17 protein-coding genes and 1 tRNA gene are annotated in these 18,632 nt (G+C 51.7%); 7 read left to right on the top strand and 11 right to left on the bottom strand.

Annotation, left to right across the window (positions count from 1 at the left end; translation table 11 throughout):
* Positions 1-14: 14 nt before the first annotated feature.
* Entirely contained in the window at positions 15-1,157 is a 1,143-nt protein-coding gene (locus tag IPI86_RS23795) for a hypothetical protein (RefSeq protein ID WP_345300522.1), read from the bottom strand.
* A 274-nt stretch (positions 1,158-1,431) separates the two neighbouring features.
* Between IPI86_RS23795 and atpA the strand changes: the two genes are divergently transcribed.
* The 5 genes from atpA to IPI86_RS23770 are packed head-to-tail and all read left to right on the top strand — an operon-like array spanning position 1,432 to position 6,950.
* Entirely contained in the window at positions 1,432-3,096 is a 1,665-nt protein-coding gene (atpA, locus tag IPI86_RS23790) for a F0F1 ATP synthase subunit alpha (protein ID WP_345300521.1), read from the top strand.
* Between the two features lie 37 nt (positions 3,097-3,133).
* Positions 3,134-4,024 (top strand): ATP synthase F1 subunit gamma, encoded by an 891-nt coding sequence (gene atpG / locus IPI86_RS23785; protein ID WP_345300520.1) that lies wholly within the window; start codon positions 3,134-3,136, stop codon positions 4,022-4,024.
* 12 nt (positions 4,025-4,036) lie between these two features.
* Positions 4,037-5,437: a F0F1 ATP synthase subunit beta gene (gene atpD, locus IPI86_RS23780; RefSeq protein WP_345300519.1), complete on the top strand. Its 1,401-nt coding sequence runs from the start codon at positions 4,037-4,039 to the stop codon at positions 5,435-5,437.
* 59 nt (positions 5,438-5,496) lie between these two features.
* On the top strand, positions 5,497-5,937 hold the full coding sequence (locus tag IPI86_RS23775; protein WP_345300518.1) for a F0F1 ATP synthase subunit epsilon: 441 nt from the start codon (positions 5,497-5,499) through the stop codon (positions 5,935-5,937).
* A gap of 5 nt (positions 5,938-5,942) precedes the next feature.
* Positions 5,943-6,950, top strand: coding sequence for a rod shape-determining protein (locus tag IPI86_RS23770; RefSeq protein ID WP_345300517.1), 1,008 nt, complete (start codon positions 5,943-5,945; stop codon positions 6,948-6,950).
* Between the two features lie 53 nt (positions 6,951-7,003).
* On the opposite strand, the gene IPI86_RS23765 is transcribed toward IPI86_RS23770, so the two are convergent.
* The 10 genes from IPI86_RS23765 to IPI86_RS23720 form a co-directional block, all read right to left on the bottom strand.
* Positions 7,004-7,207 (bottom strand): hypothetical protein, encoded by a 204-nt coding sequence (locus IPI86_RS23765; protein WP_345300516.1) that lies wholly within the window; start codon positions 7,205-7,207, stop codon positions 7,004-7,006.
* An 87-nt stretch (positions 7,208-7,294) separates the two neighbouring features.
* Positions 7,295-7,957 (bottom strand): class I SAM-dependent methyltransferase, encoded by a 663-nt coding sequence (locus IPI86_RS23760; protein ID WP_345300515.1) that lies wholly within the window; start codon positions 7,955-7,957, stop codon positions 7,295-7,297.
* 87 nt (positions 7,958-8,044) lie between these two features.
* Positions 8,045-8,818, bottom strand: coding sequence for a hypothetical protein (locus IPI86_RS23755; protein ID WP_345300514.1), 774 nt, complete (start codon positions 8,816-8,818; stop codon positions 8,045-8,047).
* Positions 8,815-9,663, bottom strand: a complete 849-nt coding sequence (locus tag IPI86_RS23750) for a 4Fe-4S binding protein (protein ID WP_345300513.1) — start codon at positions 9,661-9,663, stop codon at positions 8,815-8,817. Before IPI86_RS23750 ends, IPI86_RS23755 begins: the two co-directional genes overlap by 4 nt.
* A gap of 171 nt (positions 9,664-9,834) precedes the next feature.
* Positions 9,835-10,482 carry a redox-sensing transcriptional repressor Rex gene (locus tag IPI86_RS23745; RefSeq protein ID WP_345300512.1) on the bottom strand — a complete coding sequence of 216 codons (648 nt, stop codon included), beginning with the start codon at positions 10,480-10,482 and terminating at the stop codon, positions 9,835-9,837.
* Between the two features lie 94 nt (positions 10,483-10,576).
* Complete coding sequence (locus tag IPI86_RS23740; protein ID WP_345300511.1) at positions 10,577-12,451, bottom strand: adenylate/guanylate cyclase domain-containing protein; 1,875 nt, start codon at positions 12,449-12,451, stop codon at positions 10,577-10,579.
* 18 nt (positions 12,452-12,469) lie between these two features.
* On the bottom strand, positions 12,470-13,327 hold the full coding sequence (locus tag IPI86_RS23735; protein ID WP_345300510.1) for a hypothetical protein: 858 nt from the start codon (positions 13,325-13,327) through the stop codon (positions 12,470-12,472).
* A 2-nt stretch (positions 13,328-13,329) separates the two neighbouring features.
* Entirely contained in the window at positions 13,330-14,343 is a 1,014-nt protein-coding gene (locus tag IPI86_RS23730; RefSeq protein WP_345300509.1) for an SH3 domain-containing protein, read from the bottom strand.
* A gap of 129 nt (positions 14,344-14,472) precedes the next feature.
* Positions 14,473-14,544, bottom strand: a tRNA-Arg gene (locus IPI86_RS23725).
* 59 nt (positions 14,545-14,603) lie between these two features.
* Positions 14,604-15,425 (bottom strand): PD-(D/E)XK nuclease family protein, encoded by an 822-nt coding sequence (locus IPI86_RS23720; protein WP_345300508.1) that lies wholly within the window; start codon positions 15,423-15,425, stop codon positions 14,604-14,606.
* A 235-nt stretch (positions 15,426-15,660) separates the two neighbouring features.
* Between IPI86_RS23720 and abc-f the strand changes: the two genes are divergently transcribed.
* Both abc-f and dctP read left to right on the top strand, forming a co-directional pair.
* Positions 15,661-17,292 (top strand): ribosomal protection-like ABC-F family protein, encoded by a 1,632-nt coding sequence (gene abc-f, locus IPI86_RS23715; RefSeq protein WP_345300507.1) that lies wholly within the window; start codon positions 15,661-15,663, stop codon positions 17,290-17,292.
* A 176-nt stretch (positions 17,293-17,468) separates the two neighbouring features.
* The gene (gene dctP / locus IPI86_RS23710; RefSeq protein WP_345300506.1) at positions 17,469-18,572 is read left to right on the top strand and encodes a TRAP transporter substrate-binding protein DctP; all 1,104 of its coding nucleotides are present in this window, start codon (positions 17,469-17,471) and stop codon (positions 18,570-18,572) included.
* Positions 18,573-18,632 lie beyond the last annotated feature (60 nt).

Here is an 18,632-nt window from a genome sequence, read left to right as displayed (position 1 = left end):
GGGCTTTTTTGATTCTATTTTTTCTTTGGTGAGTCCGGCACGTATTCGCGTGGTTCCAACATCCCCCAGCGGCTTGCGCCGAGATAAAGAATATCGAGCACGAGGTCTTCATAGCGAATGCCTTCAGCTTTGGCTTGCAAGCACAGGTCGCTGTAATCGGGGGTTAGGCCAGGCAGGGTGTTGATCTCCATGACGCGCGGATTGCCATCTTCATCGAGGCGGATGTCAGTACGGGAGACGTCCAATGTGTTCAGGAGTTGGTGCGCGCGCAAGGCATAATACTTCAATTTCTTTTCCAACTCAGGTTCGATCTCTGCGGGGCAGAAATAACCGGGGGATCCATCTGCGCCCACGTCTTTTGATTTCGCTTCAAGACCATAAACCCACGGAGTCACGGAACGGGTGCTGTCCAATTCGAGGACGGGGAAACGATGGAAGCCATCTTTTTCATACCATTCGGGGTGGCGGGAATATAGTTTTGAATCGGCTCGGCCTAAAATACCAACGGTGAATTCGCGGCCGGGCAAAAAGGTTTCCACAAGCGCAGGTTGTTGATAGACATTGACAATATATTGGGCGCGCTCGCGTAATTCCTTCTCGTTGTTGACGATGGCTTTCATGTCCACGCCCATGCCTGTGCCTTCGCGGGCTGGCTTGACGAAGAGCGGAAACTTCAGTTCAGGGCGCAAGGGCTCATCGCCGACATTGAATTCCTGGAATGGGGCAACGGGCAGGCGGCGGTCACGCCAGATGCGTTTGGTTAATGTTTTGTCGAGGGAAATTCCGTTCGCGAGAACGCGAGAACCCGTGTATGGGATGCCGAGCATTTCCAGCAAGGCAGGCACCTGTGCTTCACGCGCATCGCCCCCAAGACCTTCGGCGATGTTGAAGCAAATATCAGGCTGAACTTCGCGGAGGGCGTAGGGCAGGTCTCTGTCAGCCTGGATAAAGATAGTTGTGTGGCCATCAGTTTCGAGCGCGGCGCGAAGCGAGTCAATTGTCTCAATATGATCGAAATCGGCGAAGGCGTCCGGCGGCACCCCTTCGGGTTTTTGCTGATTGTCATCCTTGATGTTTGCCAGAACGGCAACCTTCCAGTAGCGCTTCATACGGCGACTGGGAGGTTTTCCTTCTTCGCGATTTGGGGTTTCAGACATCTTTTCTCCTTTGTTCATTGAAGATGTGATAATCCAGATTAGTTTGGGCAATAATAGCGCAAGCTGTGTAGATGACAAGGGTCAGAAACATTTCTTAAGGTAACAGGTTGATTGCAACTAGACAATCATTCCCCTTTCAGGTATCATTGTCGCGCTTGTACTCTTACTCACGAAGGGGTGTGGGGCGGGGAAACGGGCGAAAATTACACATATACCCGGATAACGCCCTTATCCGGGTTCTTGTCCTAATAAGAATCTTGGTGGAGGCTACCTAATGTCAGACTTGATCAAGCAAATCACAGGCGATTTGCAAAAACAAATTGAAGGTTTTAAGCCTGAGCTTAACGTCAGCGATATCGGCGTTGTGCTTGAAGCGGGTGATGGTATTGCCCGCGTGCAGGGTCTTGCGAATGTAAAAGCGCAGGAACTTGTGCAGTTTTCCAACGGCGTGATGGGCACCGCGTTCAACCTTGAAAGTGAATCGGTTGGCGTGATCATCATGGGTGAGTACGATGAGATCTCAGAAGGCATGACCGTGCGCGGTACTGGTCGTATTGCTTCCGTCCCTGTGGGCGATGCAATGATCGGCCGCGTTGTGAATGCTCTGGGCGAACCGATCGATGGCAAAGGCCCAATCGCTACGACTGGCTTTCGCCCGATCGAACGCATTGCTCCGGGTGTGGTTTATCGTCAGGATGTGGATACCCCGGTACAGACTGGTATCAAGTCCATTGATGCGATGATCCCCGTGGGGCGTGGTCAGCGTGAATTGATCATCGGCGACCGCCAGACGGGCAAGACCGCCGTTGCGATCGATGCGATCATCAACCAAAAGGGCAAGGATCTTATTTGTATCTATGTGGCAATCGGTCAGAAGAAAGCCGCTGTTGCCCGCACACTCGGTATTCTCGAACGTGCTGGTGCGATGGATCATACAATTATCGTTGTCGCTGCCGCGGATGAATCAGCTGCGTTGCAGTACATCGCTCCGTACTCCGGCACTGCCATCGGTGAAGAATTCATGGAAAGCGGCCGCGATGCTCTGATCATTTATGATGATCTTTCCAAACATGCATGGGCATACCGTCAGGTATCCTTGTTGCTGCGCCGCCCTCCTGGCCGTGAAGCTTACCCTGGTGATGTGTTCTATCTGCATTCCCGCTTGCTGGAGCGTTCCGCCCGCCTTGCCAACAAATACGTTATTGTCAAAAAGGATTTTTCAGGAGCCACGGCTTCCGAAAAGGATGGCGTGAACGGCGTGGTTTATACTGGTCCAGTCTCGAAAGATGAAGCCGAAGAAGCCCGCAAGCATATGAGTGATGCAGACAATCACAAGATCAGCAAAGTGACCGGTACAGGTGGTTCACTCACTTCCCTTCCGATCATCGAAACGCTGCTTGGTGATATTTCTGCCTATGTTCCCACGAACGTGATTTCAATTACAGATGGACAGATATTCCTTGAGAGTAACTTGTTCAATGCAGGTATTCGTCCTGCGGTGAACGTAGGTGTATCCGTATCCCGCGTGGGTGGTGACGCCCAGATCAAGGCGATGAGACAGGTTGCGGGTCGCTTGCGCCTCGATATGGCTGCTTATCGTGAATTGGCCGCATTTGCGTTGATGGCTTCCGATCTCGACAAGTCCACACAGCAACAGCTCAGCCGTGGTCAGCGCATGCAGGAAATCCTCAAGCAGCCTCAATACCAGCCCTCTGAAGTTGAGAATCAGGTCATGGTCATTTTCGCTGGCACCAACGGTTATGCCGATGGCGTTCCGCTGGAGAAGATGGCACAGTGGCAGGCTGAATTGATCCGCTTCATGGAAACTTCCTATCCCGAAATCGGCAAGGATATTGTCAACAAGAAATCCATTACCGATGACAACCGCGCTGCACTCGCCAAAGCGCTCGATGCATTCCGCGCGGGCTGGCAAGCCTAGACATCCGATTAAAGACCAAGGACTAAAGGACTAACCTATGGCTTCCGCTCGTGAGATGCGACTCAGAATAAAGAGTGTCAAGAACATTTCGCAGGTCACGCGCGCTTTGGAAACAGTGAGCGCGAGCAAGGTCCGCAAGGCAATCAATGCGGTCACTGCTACGCGTTCCTATGCAACAAAAGCATGGCAGGTTTTGAGACATGTTGCGGAGCAACCCGGCCGCGACAGCCTGCATCCGCTTTTGGCGCATCGTAAATCGGTGAATAATACACTGGTGGTTGTAGTAACAGGTGACCGCGGTCTCGCGGGTGCCTACAATTCCAATGTGATCCGCTTTACTTCCCAGCGCTTTGACTCGAATCCTGTTCCAGTAAAATATATCGCCGTCGGCCGCAAAGGCCGCGACCTGATGATCCGCCGTGGTAAGAAGGTGATTGCTGATTTCAGCAATCTTCCCGCCGCGCCAAGTTTTGCCGACGTTTCCGCCATTGGCCGCCTTGCGGTTGAAGAATTCAACAGTGGCGCTGTGGATGAGGTCTATCTCGTTTACACTGACTTCGTCAATATGGGACGTCAAATCGCGACGGTTAAGAAACTCCTGCCGCTCGACCTCGAAGGCGAAGGCCTTGTTGAAGATTTTGGAAACAAATCCACGGGCCCCGCTGCGGCGTATGAGTATGAACCTGATATGCGTGAGATCCTCGATGAGATCATTCCGCGCTTTACCGCTTTGCAGGTCTATCAGGCTGTTTTGGAATCACAGGCCAGCGAACATGCGGCTCGTATGATTGCCATGCGTAACGCCACCGATAATGCCAAAGAACTGGTCGGCGCTTTGCAACTGGCATACAATAAAGTTCGTCAGCAAGGCATCACGAACGATATCTTAGACATTGTGGGCGGCGCGGAAGCGCTGGCTGCGAAATAACTGGAGGAAATCATGGCAAAATCAACAGGCCGTGTTGTGCAAATTCTTGGTGGTGTGGTGGATGTTGAATTCTCCGAAGGAAACATCCCCGATCTTTTCGAAGCGATTACTGTAGAGCGCGAAGGAAAATCACCACTCGTTCTTGAAGTACAAAAACATTTGGGTCATAGCTGGGTGCGTACCGTATCCATGGACTCGACCGATGGTCTTCAGCGCGGAATTCCTGCTGTAGCCACTGGCGCACCGATCATGGTTCCGGTAGGACCTTCCACTCTTGGCCGTATTTTCAACGTGCTTGGCCAGCCTGTGGATGAAAAAGGCCCCGTCAATGCCGCTACTTATTATCCCATTCACCGCCCTGCGCCTTCTTTCGAAGAACAGTCTACTCGTGTGGAAGTTTTCGAAACTGGCGTAAAAGTCGTGGACTTGATCGCTCCGTTCACCAAAGGTGGTAAGACAGGCATCTTCGGCGGCGCGGGTACAGGCAAGACCGTTATCATCATGGAACTTATCCGTTCCGTTGCGACCGAACATGAAGGCAATTCTGTTTTTGCAGGCGTGGGTGAACGAACCCGTGAAGGTACGCAGTTGTATCGTGAAATGCTCGAATCCGGTGTTATGAAAGACACCGTCATGGTGTATGGCCAGATGAATGAGCCTTCCGGCGTGCGTCTTCGTGTAGCTCTTTCCGCGCTTTCAATGGCCGAATATTTCCGCGATCAGGGCAAGGATGTGTTGCTCTTCGTGGATAACATCTTCCGCTTCTCCATGTCTGGTTCCGAAGTGTCCGCGTTGCTCGGCCGTATGCCCTCCGCTGTAGGTTACCAGCCGACTCTCGCGACCGAAATGGGTGAATTACAGGAACGCATTACCTCCACCCGTACCGGTTCCATCACGTCCATGCAGGCCGTATACGTGCCCGCGGATGACTATTCCGATCCCGCTCCTGTGGCGACCTTTACCCACTTGGATGCGACCATTGCGCTCGAACGCTCCATCGTGGAAAAGGGTATTTACCCTGCCGTGGATCCGCTCGCTTCCACCTCCCGTATTCTTGATCCCAACATCGTGGGAGAGGAACACTACCGAACAGCGCGTGAAGTTCAGCGTATCTTGCAGCGTTACAAAGACTTGCAGGACATCATCGCCATTCTCGGTATCGATGAACTCTCCGAAGATGACAAACTCATCGTAGCCCGCGCCCGCAAGATCGAACGTTTCTTCTCACAGCCGTTCTATGTGGCTGAACGCTTTACAGGCATCCCCGGGCGTTATGTGCCACTTAAAGACACCGTCCGCGGTTTCCGTGAGATTCTTGATGGCAAATGCGACGACCTTCCCGAGCAGGCCTTTATGATGGCTGGTACCATCGAAGACGTGCGCGAACGCGCTGAGAAACTCGCGAACTCTTAATCAGTGTCAGGTGTTTAGGCGGCAGGCATTTGCCTGCCGCATGACACTGGAGAATTCCTATGACCATTCGTTGTGAAATTGTCTCTCAAGACCGTACTGTGTTTACAGGCGATGTGGACATTGTCGTCCTACCTGGCGCGGGCGGTGAGATGGGGGTGCTTCCCAAACACGCGCCCGTCCTCACCACCTTGAAGTATGGACTTATCAAGGTTCGCAAAGGCGGTAAAGAGGAGGTCTTTACGGTTGCAGGCGGTGTTGCTGAAGTGCAGCCCGATATCGTGACCGTCCTTGCCGATGCGGCTGAAAATGTTGATGAGATCGATGAAGCCCGCGCCGATGCTGCGCGCAAACGCGCGGAGGAAGCGCTTAAGAAGGGCGTACCAGCTGATAACGATGCCTATCTTGCCATGGAGGCTGCATTACGCAAGTCTAACCTGCGCCTGGATGCGGTACGCCGTTATCGTAAGAATTCACGTTCACCCTATTCGTCGGAACAATAAATATAGTGGCACTCTTTTCCAAAGACCTTGGCATTGATCTGGGGACCATGTTCACCCGCATTGCCGATAGCGCGCAAGTGCTGTTGGAAGAACCAACCATCGTCGCCATTGAGGTGGACGACCAGAAAATGGTTGCTGTTGGCATGGAAGCCCGCGATATGTTTGGCAAGGTCCCGGAGAGCATAGAAGTTGCCCGTCCGCTTCGCAACGGTGTGATCGCTGATTATGAGATTAGTGAGACCTTGCTTCAGTACCTGTTGCAGCGCGTAAGCGGCTCAATGCGCATTTTCCGTCCGCGTGTGATGATCTCCGTCCCATACGGCGTAACCAGCGTTGAACGGCGTGCTGTTTACGAAGCTGTGATGGAAGCGGGGAGCCGTGAAGCGTTCCTGATTCAGCAGCCCCTGGCGGCCGCCATTGGCATTGATTTGCCGATCAATTCGCCATCAGGCAATATGTTGATCAGCCTCGGCGGCGGTTGCACCGAGACGGCTGTAATGGCCATGTACGGCATTGTCGCAGCGGATACGCTCCGCGCTGGCGGCATGGATCTGGACGAAGCCATTGTCAATTATGTGCGCCGCAAATACGGCGTGGTGATCGGGCAGGCGACTGCCGAGCAATTGAAGATCCGTATTGGTGCGGCGGTGCCGCAGGATACCGAAAACAGCATGGAAGTGCAGGGACAGGATCAGGTCACAGGCCTGCCCAGACCCGTCACTTTGACCACAGGCGAAATCGTGGAAGCCTTGCAGGAACCATTGAAGCAGATCGTCGAATCAGGACGGAAAGTGCTGGAAAAGACCCCGCCTGAGCTGGTTTCCGATATTATCGACCGCGGTGTGGCTTTATGCGGCGGCGGCGCGCTCCTGCGCGGCGTAGACAAGTTGTTGACCAAGTCCTTGGGCATCCCAGCTTATCTGGTGGATAACCCGCTGACATGTGTGGTGCAAGGCGCAGTCAAGAGTTTTGGAATGTTGAATGTGATCCGCAGAAACCTGCCGCAGGTGTAAAAATGAGAATGGCTCCCCAATTGGGGAGCCATTTTTTTTATTTGCGATCTGGCTCAGGCTTTTTTTCCGATCAGCCCGATAATGATCAATGCGATGCTGAGACCGCCAACTGTACCCGAGGCGGAACCGACGGTTTCCATCATGGCTACGGGGTCGAGCGATGTGGGGGCGATGGTTAACATGAAGAAATAAAATCCAATGGCAAGAATAAGTAGAAAAACCGCAAAGCCGACCAATCTCCAATTTCTTTTTCGCATCTTTGTAAAACTCCTTTTTAATTTAATAATTTTTTACTGCCTGTTCGATTTTACCCAATCCTGCACGAACTGGTAATGGAAATTTGCCTATTCCTTCCAGCCCGCATAGACTGCAAAACGGAAGTGTTGAAAGAATGTACCAGTGTTTTTGAAACCGATTTCGCTGAGCCATGAAACCTGGTCTGAAAGCATTGCACACTTGTCGAACTTCATGCGCTTCTGCGCGGCGCGGATCTCATTCTCGTCACTGCCGAGGGCGCGCGCACCGTTGAGATGCATGTCGTCAAACAGTTGTTCCTGCCATTCGTTAATGCCTAGAATTTGTTCAGCATTGATAAACACCCCGCCAGGTAGTAGAGATTTATGGATGCGTCTGAAAAGATTGCGCTTGTCTCCGTCTGTGAGGTGATGGATCGCCAGCGATGAAATAACCGCATGGAATTTTATGGACGGTAGAGGCTCAGTCATTTGCTGAATGAAAACCTGAGGGTTGTATTCCGCGAGTCTTTGTTGCGCTTTTGCTAGCATTTCAGGCGATTCATCCAGCAGATGTAGAGAAGCAGGGCCGATTTTATTGAGCACGAACTCACTAAGCAGGCCCGTCCCCGCACCGAGATCGAGAATGGCAGGAGATGAAACCTTGATCGAGCGTGCAGCGAGTTCCGCAGCGGTGGAATAGAACAGGTCATAGCAGGGGATGAGGCGGCGGCGTGAAAGGTCGTATTCAGAGGCGTTCCAAATTTTGCTCATAGCGGGCGATTGTATCTTTAATTCACTTTTTTGAAAACAAACAGGCGGTCCGTTTCCGAACCGCCTGCATTTGTTTGTGAACAAACTTTACTGCCCTGCTTTATCTACTTCGATCTGTAGTGCCGCTTTGATGGTCTCAAAATCCAATCCCTTTTCAGCGCAATAATCTTTGACCTTTGTCAGCGGATTGGGCATGGGCATGCCCATGATCTGCTCAATAACCTCCTGACTCACGCCCCAATCCAAAATCTCCTGGAAGGATGTCTTGCCTTTGACGAGTCTTTCGGTGGATGCTTCGGTCGTGACTGTGCCTTGAGTTGCCTCTGCCTCGGGTGCTGACTCTGCCGTTTGGGCAGGATCAACCTCGGGTGAGTCTGACGCGGCGGCGGGGTTCGAGACGGTATGAGATTCCAGATAAGCCGATTGTTCTGCAGTGAGATTTCTGTTTTTGAGCAGGTCCGCCGCATTTTGTGGAAGGTACATGTCGGTGCTGATGTCGATTGGCAAACCGTTGTAGAAAGCGACGAACAATCTCACAGATGCAGTGCCAACTTCAAACTCGCTTTCAGCATAGATGGTTTCGAGTTCCTTTGCGGCGAAGGTGGCGGGATTTTCCGTTTGAATATTGAAGGCTTGGGCCAGCACAACGGCAGGGATGCCGAAATTCTTTTCTACATCGCCGAAGGTGTAAGATCCGCGGATGTCGGCGGGATTGGCCTGCCCCGCAAATTCTCCTTCGGTATAGGTGGCGGCGACTTTGGTGCTCTCGGTCTGCCACCAGCCCATGGCGGTGCTGAGGGAAATGCCGCCGAGAAGGATGATGAGAATGATCGCGGCAAGCGGTTTGGATGTGAGATTCATTTTACGGCTCCTGTGGTGAAGACGACTGTTTTTGCAACAGGGCAGATGGCTTCGGATGTGCATTCAAGGCATGAGATGCACTGATGATCGCGCACGGTCTTGACCGTATCCACGGCGATATTCATCGGGCACATGATGGAGCAGGCGCCATCAGCTTTGCAGGTGGATTCAGCGCGTTTGATCTGGAAGACACGGAAAAGGTTGGTGATGCCGAGTACTGCGCCGTATGGACAGGCATACTTGCACCATGGGCGTTCAATGAAGAGCGAGAGTACGAGCGTGGCGCCGAGGATGATCAAGCCGCCGATGGCGACTTCGGTGCTCCAGAAGTTGAAGAGGGCGAAGTAAGGGTCGTATTCGGCGAAGATGAGCGTTCCGCTGGTGGCGGTGACGTACACCACCCAGGCCAATACGATGTAACGCGCATAGCGCAGGACGGAATCGAGTTTTGCTGGGATGAAGTGGTTGTATTTCCGCTTGAAGAATTTATGACCCAGTTTGGCGACCCATTCCTGTACGGTGCCGAGCGGGCAGACCCATCCACAAAAGACGGGACCGAAAAGGAAGGCCAGCACAAAACCGATGATCATGAGAACAAAGGCCGATTCGTGGATCTTCTGCACGAAGGTTCCAACGGTGGCATATTGATAGATGGTAACCACACCGCCAAATGGACAGAGTGCATGCAGGGATGCGGTTGAAAGGAAAGGAATGCCGCCACCGTTCTCCACAAGTGTGTGGTTGACAGAGATAAGTGCAATAAGCAGGAAGAAAAACCATTGCACGATTTTTCGGATCCAAATGCTGCGAGGGCGGAAAAGGCGTTTACCAAACAATTTCATCATAATCTCCTTGTGTGCTTTATATTGAGCAAAGTGTAAATAATTTGTGTTTAGGCTTTACAAAGGAAATGTGAAGAATTGGTAAAGCGTTTGTGGCGAGTTGTGCCACGCCTGAATAATAAAAAACGCCGCGAGGGTTATCTCGCGGCGTGGTGTTTGTCAGATTATTTGTTTTTATAGATAGTATGTCATTCTCTGCAAATGTGTGGATGGGTCGATGTATTGCACCTTGACACTGGGAGGGACATTTAGGTTGATCGGAGCGTAGTTGAGAATGGCTTTGACACCCGCCTGCACGAGTTTATCCGTCACACCCTGTGCGGCTTGCGCAGGGACTGTAAGCATGGCCATTTTGATCCCTGCAGATTTCAATCGTTCGACCATTTTTTCGGTATCTTCAATAATGAAGCCGTTGATCTTTTCTCCGACCTTTTCCTTGTCGTTGTCAAAAACCATGACAATGTGAAAGCCGCGATTGGTGAAGCCCTGATAGCGGGCGAGCGCGTGCCCCATATCCCCTGCGCCGATAAGCGCCACTTCCCAAATACGGTCCACTTTGAGGATCTCACGCAATTTGTCGAGCAGGTAGGCAATAGAGTAGCCTGTACCCTGTTTGCCAAAATCGCCAAATTGTGAAATGTCCTTGCGGATCTGGGCGGCGGATATGCCTACATGTTCCCCGAGCTCCTGTGATGAAGTTGTCTTGAGTCCATTATCTGCCATGCGTTGTAATGCGCGCAGGTAAATGGGGAGGCGACCTACGATAATATCAGGTATTTTTTCAGCTTTCATGTATGCCCTCGCATTTGTGAAATTCGCCATAACTCTACCATAAAATAATGTTTTGTACAATTCCACACAAGTACCGTACAAACGAAAAAGCGACAGCTTGGTTATGGATCTGTCGCTTTTTCGTTTACTTTTGCCAGGATTGCAGTTGCTCTGATTTTGGAGCACCCTTTCGCCCGATCACTTTGTAGACGTTCACAGGCTTGGTTTTTCCCTTTACAGTGACCGCATCTGCAAACTCTGTGTCGAATTCATCTTTGATCTGTTGATAGGTGCTTTCACTGATAAGGATCGGCCAGGCGTAGGTTTTAGTGAGGTCTTGCAGGCGGGAGGCGAGGTTTGCATTGTCGCCGATTACTGTGTAGTTGATGCGCTGTGCCGAGCCAAGCAACCCTACAAATACATCGCCCGAATTGATGCCAATACCCATCTCGATCTGGGTAGGGCGGCCATCCTTTTCCCATTGCTGTTTCAATTCTTCCAGCGCAATTCGCATATCCAGTGAGGCGCGCAGGGCGCGGATGGCATGATCCTTGAATGGGACAGGTTCCCCAAAGAATGCAATGATGGCATCGCCTTCGTACTTGTCTACGGTGCCGCCGTGCTTGTAGATCACCTTCGACATGGCTTCCAGATATGGGTTGAGCAAGGCCACCACGTCTTCAGGCGCGAGCTTTTCCGAGAGCGTTGTGAATCCGCGAATATCTGAAAAGATAATGCTGATGTCAGAGCGTTTGTTGAGTGAGTTCAGGTCCTGCGTTGACATCATTTGGTCAACCATCTCGGGCGAAATGAAACGGCTGAACAGATTGCGGACGCGACGCTTCTCCAATTCCTGCGAGACTGCCTGTTCCAGTGTGGGCAGCACGATTCCCAAAAAGAGCATGACCTGCGGTACCACGAATGGCAGGATGTAACGTTGGCGCAAAAACAAAATAATCCCACCGATCGCGTAGCCGCCCATCACCAAAATCAGCAACACGATCGTCATTGTGGGGCGGTTGGAGCGTGAAATGAACGTTGCCACTAATGCTGCAGCGATGGTCATTGCCAATGCCACCCAGGGCGGCGCTTCGGTAAGGTATTGACCCGTGATCAAAGTGTCAATGGTGCTGGCCACGATCTCTACACCCGCTGTTGGGATCTGGGTCGAAAAGGGTGTGGGGTACATGTCTTGCAAAGTGACCGTCGTTGCACCGATCAAAACGATCTTGCCGCGAAATGCATCTGGATTTTCTTCAAGCGTGATTCCATCATGGACGTCTGCCGCGCGATAAGTCGTGTAAGTTTGAGACGGCCCTGCAAAATTGACCAGTACCTGCTTGCCACGCAGCGGCACAGCCTGACCGTTGAACTGGATACTCGTATCCGTGGGCTGGGTCGGTGGTTCGACATCGAGATAAAGTCTCGCAACCTCGAATGCCCAGTGATAGTAGATTTTGTCTTTATAAATGTCATATGCCTGCACACTGCGGACAATTGCATCTTCATCGCGGGTAAATGCTGTGATTCCGTTTGCATCCAGAGCATTTTTATATGCGGGTTGGGCTTGCAGCAGAGTGGAGATCGAAAAAGTGTCAACGGGGCTTTCGAATATTTGAACCACGCCGACAGCGGCAGGTGCATTTTCGAGCGCCTTGGCGAATGCCAGATCGTTTGCAGGGTCTTCATCGGGTTCGGAAAGGAAAATATCCACACCAATCACTTTGCCGCCGCCCTGATTGACCTGATTTGCGATCTCGGCAAAATATGACCTGGGCCACGGCCATTGATATCCCGTCCAATTGAAGGAGAAATCATCGATTTCCACGATCACGATATTATCGGAGGGCTCCTGTGCTCCCCGCAGACGCATCAGCACATCCCGTGTGGAATATTCGATGCGTTCAACAGGTGTGGTGATGTTGGGCAGGAGCGCCGCGATCTGGATCAGCAGCAGCGCGACGACCGTTCCCAGCAGCAAAACGAGGCGCAAATTGAATGGCTTTGGCTCATTTTCCATTTTTTGTTTTCCTCACGATTATGGAGAAACCGTCTCGCAGGAAATTGGTTGATTATAGAGAACTTCACACGTCACCCATGCTTTGTCGAACTTTATCAAAACATTGATGTCTCCAAGGGTTTCATCGAAATTGCCAACCATGAGATAGCGGGCTGCGGTCATTTCCTCTTCCACGGCCACGAATGCTCTGGCATGTAGTTCCCGTGCAAGGATCGGATCAACGTCTTCGTTTCCCTTGTTATCCAGCACAAATTGAGTTGTCTTATCGAGGGCAATGATGGCGCTTCTAAACTGGGCGTTGATCAAGCTGTCTGTAATGACGCCGCCGACACTGATCACAAGCATGCCGAACAGGAGCGGGGCGATCTTCCCGAAAAACGATATGGAAAACACCGCAGGCTCGGTGACGGGAATCTGCGCAATACCCACGATCACGGTGAAGGGCAATATCCAAACCAATGCCACTCCGAAGCGGGAGGCAAACTCGATGTCACCGTTATAGTTCAGCAGCGTACTCAACTGCGGGTCGAATTTTGAAGCGATCATCGGTGCGATCTGCAAAGGTAATGCAACGGTGAGCCATGCAAAGAACACTGCGCCCATCAACCAAAATAAAATGCCCACAAAACTGCTTTCCATGCGTGCGGTCAGCCAGCCGATGATGCCGCCGACAATTCCGCACAGGACTGCGCCTGTGATCAGCACATTCCACGGAAAATATGCATGCGCCTGACTCAGCGAGTAGCCGTCCCAACCCCAGGAGGAACCCGCAAAGGCAATTCCTGCCATGGTGCCGTAGATCATTCCGAAGATGCGCTTGCTCCGAATGATATCGGGGCGCGCGCTCATGGTGTCGATGCTTGGTAAACTTTTCATTGTCAATGAATATCCTCTATGGTCAAAATGTAATCTGTGCTTCGAAGCTCGCTTGTGCTTGTTTCGAGAATTCGCAAAAAATAAATCCCGTTCGGTGTGATGGATGCGAATTGACCTTCACCGCATCCTTGTGGAAAGCTGTTTACATTTTTTCCGTCGTTCCACAATTCCAGCGCTAGTGTATCACTGGTGCAAATCACTTGAATTACGACACCGTTACCAGTTGTCGTGAATTGTACCCAATCCTCCGTGTCTCCAGCGGGCGCAGAGACGTTTCCCTGTATCTGTATAGCCTGCGAGCCTGTTGGGGAGAAGCGTGCCACTGTCAGCGGCGCTTGCATGGAATCTCCATCCTGCATGGCTGGTGGGATGGAGATTGAGACCGCATCTACAGGAACTGCCGTTTCGCTAACGGTTCCTCCGATGACGGGCACAGCATCCAAATTTTCAGCTTGCAGGAATTTGACCGTCACCCAGCCCTTTAGATCTTCCACGCCCGCCACTTCGATTTGTGCCCATGCGCCGCTTGTATCTTTGCCCGTGATAAGCACGGCATCTTTTGGACTCAACACAGCGAGTGACTCAAAGTCTGCGCCTGGGCCGCTGCGGATATTTATATTTTCGAGGACAAGCCCGCTCACTCCCGACCCGCTGCCTGCGAGGCCTCCAACCGGCAGAATCTGCCCCGTGTCATTTACCTGCACATATTCCGCCCGTACCCAGCCATTCCCACTCGCTGACCCTGCGTAGACGATCTGATACCAGCTTCCACTTGCATCCTTGCCGATAACCTGTACCTGCTCAAAAGCGCCGACCATGCCCAGCGATGCGCTCGCAGTGGATGTCCCTGCGCGGACATTCAGTTGCGTATTTGTCGTCCCTTCAATGGGGGAGTTGGTTGGAATGGCTGTGGGTGGAAATGGGGTTTGTGTTGACTGTGGTACCGCCGTGGGCGGCAAGGTTGAGGTAACAAAATCGGGTGCTGCCGTGGGACTGCTGTTGTCAGCAATTTTCACACTGCAGCCTGCGCATACGAGCATTGCAGAGATAAAAAGGAAAATATTTCTGTGAGCCACGTTAAGGTGTCCAGAAGATCAAATAGCACGCCCTCACCTGATAAATCCCACTGCGTGCAAAAAAACAGGCGCCCCCGCGCAGACTCGAACTGCGCTCTTCGGCTCCGGAGGCCGACACTCTGTCCACTGAGCTACGGGGGCGGGCGAGAGAAATTTTACCATAGCGATTACCCCCTCTCCTTTCGAGAGAGGGTCTTACCTCAAAACGCGATCTCTCCGATCTGTTCGAAATTGATATCGAATAATTCCTCGGCTTCGGTTTCCAGTTCTGCATCAGCGGCGTCACCTGCGCGGATGCCGCGGTTGCAATACGATCTATAGGGGCAGTAATTGCATTTCGATGTGTCATCAGTTTTCGGGAAGTCTGACGCGGTCTTTATTTCATCCGAAATTTTTGTAAGTGCATCCCAATCGCGTTTGAATTGATCCGCTTTGTAAGCAAATCGAGCGGGGTCGTTGGGAAAATCTGCAAACCAGTAGATCATTTCGATCTGTTCAGGCGCAAAAGATTTTCCGCCGTTCAAATGCGCGCCAGCCTGCACGAGCAGGGCGCGATATACCCGCGTCTGCCAGCGGACATTGAGCCAGTCACTCTTCGGGCGTTTACGATAAGTCTTCCAATCGTAGATGACTACCCGGTCACCGCTCACCGCGATGAGATCATATTTTGCAACGAGACGAAACTTCCCGAGCGGTGCGGAGAGTGTGGTCTCGGCATATAACTTCGACTGATCTCTGAGACCCATCAGGTCTTTTGCGCTCAAATAATTTTCCCACCATCGTTGTAGGTTGGGTGTGTTTGCAAGTTTGCCGACCTGTTCCGCGGGGATGCCGATAAGATGCTGCTGCACAAGACGATGAAAATATTCACCTTCCTGTTGATGTTTTTCGTTTTCGAGCGCGGGCTCGGTTTCAATGGCGGGATATGCCAGATGTTGAAGATAACGCAATTCGAATCGGCGCGGACAATCGTGATAATCCTGGAGCGAGGATTGGCTGAGGGTGTTGAGTTGATCGGACATGACTATATTTTGCCACAGTTTTCAGTTATAATCGCGAACATGATTTACGATTTCAGTTCGGGCAAGTCTCCTCTTGTGATCGGTGTGCGTGGCTTCATTTTCGCAGGACCTTATCGAATCGCGCCTGTACGCTGAAAGATCTCGTCAACTCTTCAACGCCGCAGGTTGCCCTGCGGCGTTTTTTATTTCCAACAGCGTAGGGCGGCCTGCCATCCTACAATAAATGGAAAATATCATGATCCAACTTCAACTCGCAAATATCACTCTTGTCCTCGGCGCAAAACGCATTTTTGAAAATCTCAATTGGGAGATTCAAAATGGCCAGAAAATCGGTCTCATCGGCGCGAATGGCGCGGGGAAATCCTCCCTCTTCAAATTAATCGAAGGGGAACATTCCCCCGAATTGGGCGGATCGATCACCCGCGCCCGCCTCATTACAACGGGATACCTGTCACAACAACCCGAGCTTGATCTTACGCTGACGGCGCTTGATGCCGCGCTTGCGGGCAACCCGCGTGTGGCAGAAGTCCATGCTGAGTTGGAGCGCGTGGAAACCAGTTTAGGTGATGCCGATATCTATGGCAATGAGCGCAAACTTCAGCACGCGCTTGAATTGCAGCATAAACTCATCGAGGAATACCACGCCCTCGGTGGTGACTCATATCCCGCGCGCGTGCGCAGCCTTCTGCTTGGGCTGGGACTCGCTGAAAGCGAGCTGAACAAGCCTTTGTCCGTTTTGAGCGGAGGGCAGAAGAAACTGGTTGGGCTGGCGCGCCTGCTTTTGGTCCGCCCCGATATTTTGTTGTTGGATGAACCTGATAATCATCTTGACCTGCCTGGCAAGATGTTCCTTGAAAAACTCATCCGCGAATATGAAGGGACGGTTGTTTTGATCTCGCATGACCGCTATTTGCTGGATGCCGCTGTGACGCACATCGCCGAATTAGAAGATGGCAAACTGACTGTCTTCGAGGGCGATTATTCCTCCTTCATCGCAGACAAGGAAATGCGCATGGCACGGCAGGAGGAACTTTTCCGCGCGCAACAGCATGAGATCACCCGTATGCAAATTGCCATCAAACGTTTTGCCATTTGGGGCAAGATCTACGACAACGAAAAATTCGCCGCCAAAGCCAAGACCATGCAAAAACGGCTCGATAAAATGGATAAGATCGAAAAGCCTGTTCTTGATCGCAAACGCATGGAATTACGTCTCAACGGCTGGCGCGGCTCGAACAAAGTGCTCGAGCTTGCCGAGGTTTCAAAATCCTTTGGCTCGAAGCAGGTATTTTCGAATCTCAATGAAACCATCTGGCATGGCGAACGTGTAGGGCTGATCGGTCCGAACGGCGCAGGAAAGTCTGTGCTGTTGCGCATGATTCTCGGTAAAGAGATGCCCGATACGGGCGAAATCAAGATCGGCCCAAGTATTTCCATTGGGCACTATGCTCAGGAGCATGAAACTCTCGATTTCAATCAGACCGTTGTGGATGCTGTCCGCTATGCAGGTGAGATGAGCGAATCGCGGGCAACAGCGTTTCTTTTGCGTTATTTATTCACATATAAGCAGGTCTCGCAAAAGATCGGCGAACTCTCGGGCGGTGAACGAAGCCGCCTGCAATTGGCGTTGGTCGTCCTCTCTGGTGCGAATTTTCTGCTTCTTGATGAGCCTACAAACAACCTTGATATCGCCTCTGCTGAAGTTTTAGAGCAGGCGCTTGAAGATTTCGAAGGCACGGTGCTGGTTATCTCGCACGACCGTTATTTTCTCGACCGTACTGTAGAAAGATTGCTGGTCATTGAAAATGGCCAACTGGGCGAGTATCAAGGCGGATATAGCGATTACCTTGAAGTCAAGGGGAAATAGAATCGGATCATCTTTCTCCGCCCTACTTGCTCCATGCGCCGTTCTCAGCGCATGGAGCATCTTATTTGTAGAGTAGAAATAAAGCAAAAGCGCCTTCCTTCGCCCCTTTGGGGGACTTAATCTTCACCAACTCATACGATACAATCGGGCGAAACAAAAACAAAGGAGAGAGTGACATGAACCGAAGAGACTTCTTAAAAGTAGCTGGATTGGGCGTTGCCGCCTCGGCGCTCGCCGCCTGTGCGGAACCCGCCCCGGCTGCAGGGAATGCTGCCGCCGAAGACCTGCCTGTGCTCGACTGGCAGATGGCGACCAGTTGGAGCACAGGCTTGGACATTTTGTTCGGTGCGACGCAGAAATTTGCTGAGCGTGTCAAAGCATTGACGGGCGGCAAGTTCACCATCACGCCGCGTGCGGGTGGTGAGTTGGCAAAAGCCACCGAAGTACTGGACGTGGTATCGTCGGGCGCAGTGCCGATCGGTCACACGGCTTCTTATTATTACATTGGCAAAAGCTGGGTGATGGCCTTTGGCACCAGTCTGCCGTTTGGCTTGACCGCGTCTCAGCAAAATGCGTGGCTCTACAATGGCGGCGGACTTGAATTATTACAGGAGTTTTACGCAAAGAAATTCAATGTGATTCAATTCCCCGCTGGCAATACGAGCACACAAATGGGCGGTTGGTTTCGCAAAGAGATCAACACTCTCGCCGACCTGCAGGGATTGAAAATGCGCATCCCCGGACTGGGCGGACAGGTGATGTCGGCTTTGGGTGTGCAGGTGCAGAATATCCCCGGCGGCGAAATTTTCCAGGCATTGGAAACAGGCGCGATTGATGCGGCGGAATGGGTGGGTCCGTATGATGATGAAAAACTCGGCTTACACAAAGCTACAGGCTTTTATTATTTCCCGGGTTGGTGGGAGCCAGGTCCATCACTTGAATTGCAGATCAATCTGGATGAGTGGAACAAACTCCCTGCCTTGTATCAGGAAGCGATTAAAGCCGCGAGCTATGAAGCTAATGTAGCCATGGCGGCACACTACGATGCGGTCAATGGGGAAGCGTTGGAGCGTTTGCTGGCGGGTGGGGTGAAATTGTCGGCTTACAGCGATGAGATCATGCGGGCCGCGCAGGAAAAGGCTTTTGAACTCTATGATGCCAAGTCTGTGGAAGATGCCGAATTCAAGGCGATTTATGAAAAATGGATGGAATTCCGCGCCCGAATTCAAAAATGGAGTTTCACGAATGAATTTGCCTTGCTGAAATTTATGGCGGGGTAGAGATTGGTAAATAGTAAATCGTAATTCAACTGGCACAAAAGTGAAAATGCTTTTGTGCCA

Source organism: Candidatus Villigracilis affinis (genome assembly GCF_016705895.1).
Classification (GTDB): Bacteria; Chloroflexota; Anaerolineae; order Anaerolineales; family Villigracilaceae; genus Villigracilis; species Villigracilis affinis.
The sequence above is the reverse complement of the archived record's forward strand: the minus strand, read 5'-3'. Positions and strand labels throughout refer to the sequence as shown.

What these genes read in the sequence shown, in the direction of transcription:
- IPI86_RS23720 (WP_345300508.1), bottom strand. Translation starts at nt 15,425, where the DNA reads ATGTCCGATCAACTCAACACCCTCAGCCAATCCTCGCTCCAGGATTAT.
- dctP (WP_345300506.1), top strand. Translation starts at nt 17,469, where the DNA reads ATGAACCGAAGAGACTTCTTAAAAGTAGCTGGATTGGGCGTTGCCGCC.
- IPI86_RS23745 (WP_345300512.1), bottom strand. Translation starts at nt 10,482, where the DNA reads ATGGCGAATTTCACAAATGCGAGGGCATACATGAAAGCTGAAAAAATA.
- IPI86_RS23750 (WP_345300513.1), bottom strand. Translation starts at nt 9,663, where the DNA reads ATGATGAAATTGTTTGGTAAACGCCTTTTCCGCCCTCGCAGCATTTGG.
- IPI86_RS23755 (WP_345300514.1), bottom strand. Translation starts at nt 8,818, where the DNA reads ATGAATCTCACATCCAAACCGCTTGCCGCGATCATTCTCATCATCCTT.
- IPI86_RS23795 (WP_345300522.1), bottom strand. Translation starts at nt 1,157, where the DNA reads ATGTCTGAAACCCCAAATCGCGAAGAAGGAAAACCTCCCAGTCGCCGT.
- IPI86_RS23775 (WP_345300518.1), top strand. Translation starts at nt 5,497, where the DNA reads ATGACCATTCGTTGTGAAATTGTCTCTCAAGACCGTACTGTGTTTACA.
- abc-f (WP_345300507.1), top strand. Translation starts at nt 15,661, where the DNA reads ATGATCCAACTTCAACTCGCAAATATCACTCTTGTCCTCGGCGCAAAA.
- atpG (WP_345300520.1), top strand. Translation starts at nt 3,134, where the DNA reads ATGGCTTCCGCTCGTGAGATGCGACTCAGAATAAAGAGTGTCAAGAAC.
- IPI86_RS23760 (WP_345300515.1), bottom strand. Translation starts at nt 7,957, where the DNA reads ATGAGCAAAATTTGGAACGCCTCTGAATACGACCTTTCACGCCGCCGC.
- IPI86_RS23735 (WP_345300510.1), bottom strand. Translation starts at nt 13,327, where the DNA reads ATGAAAAGTTTACCAAGCATCGACACCATGAGCGCGCGCCCCGATATC.
- IPI86_RS23740 (WP_345300511.1), bottom strand. Translation starts at nt 12,451, where the DNA reads ATGGAAAATGAGCCAAAGCCATTCAATTTGCGCCTCGTTTTGCTGCTG.
- atpA (WP_345300521.1), top strand. Translation starts at nt 1,432, where the DNA reads ATGTCAGACTTGATCAAGCAAATCACAGGCGATTTGCAAAAACAAATT.
- IPI86_RS23765 (WP_345300516.1), bottom strand. Translation starts at nt 7,207, where the DNA reads ATGCGAAAAAGAAATTGGAGATTGGTCGGCTTTGCGGTTTTTCTACTT.
- atpD (WP_345300519.1), top strand. Translation starts at nt 4,037, where the DNA reads ATGGCAAAATCAACAGGCCGTGTTGTGCAAATTCTTGGTGGTGTGGTG.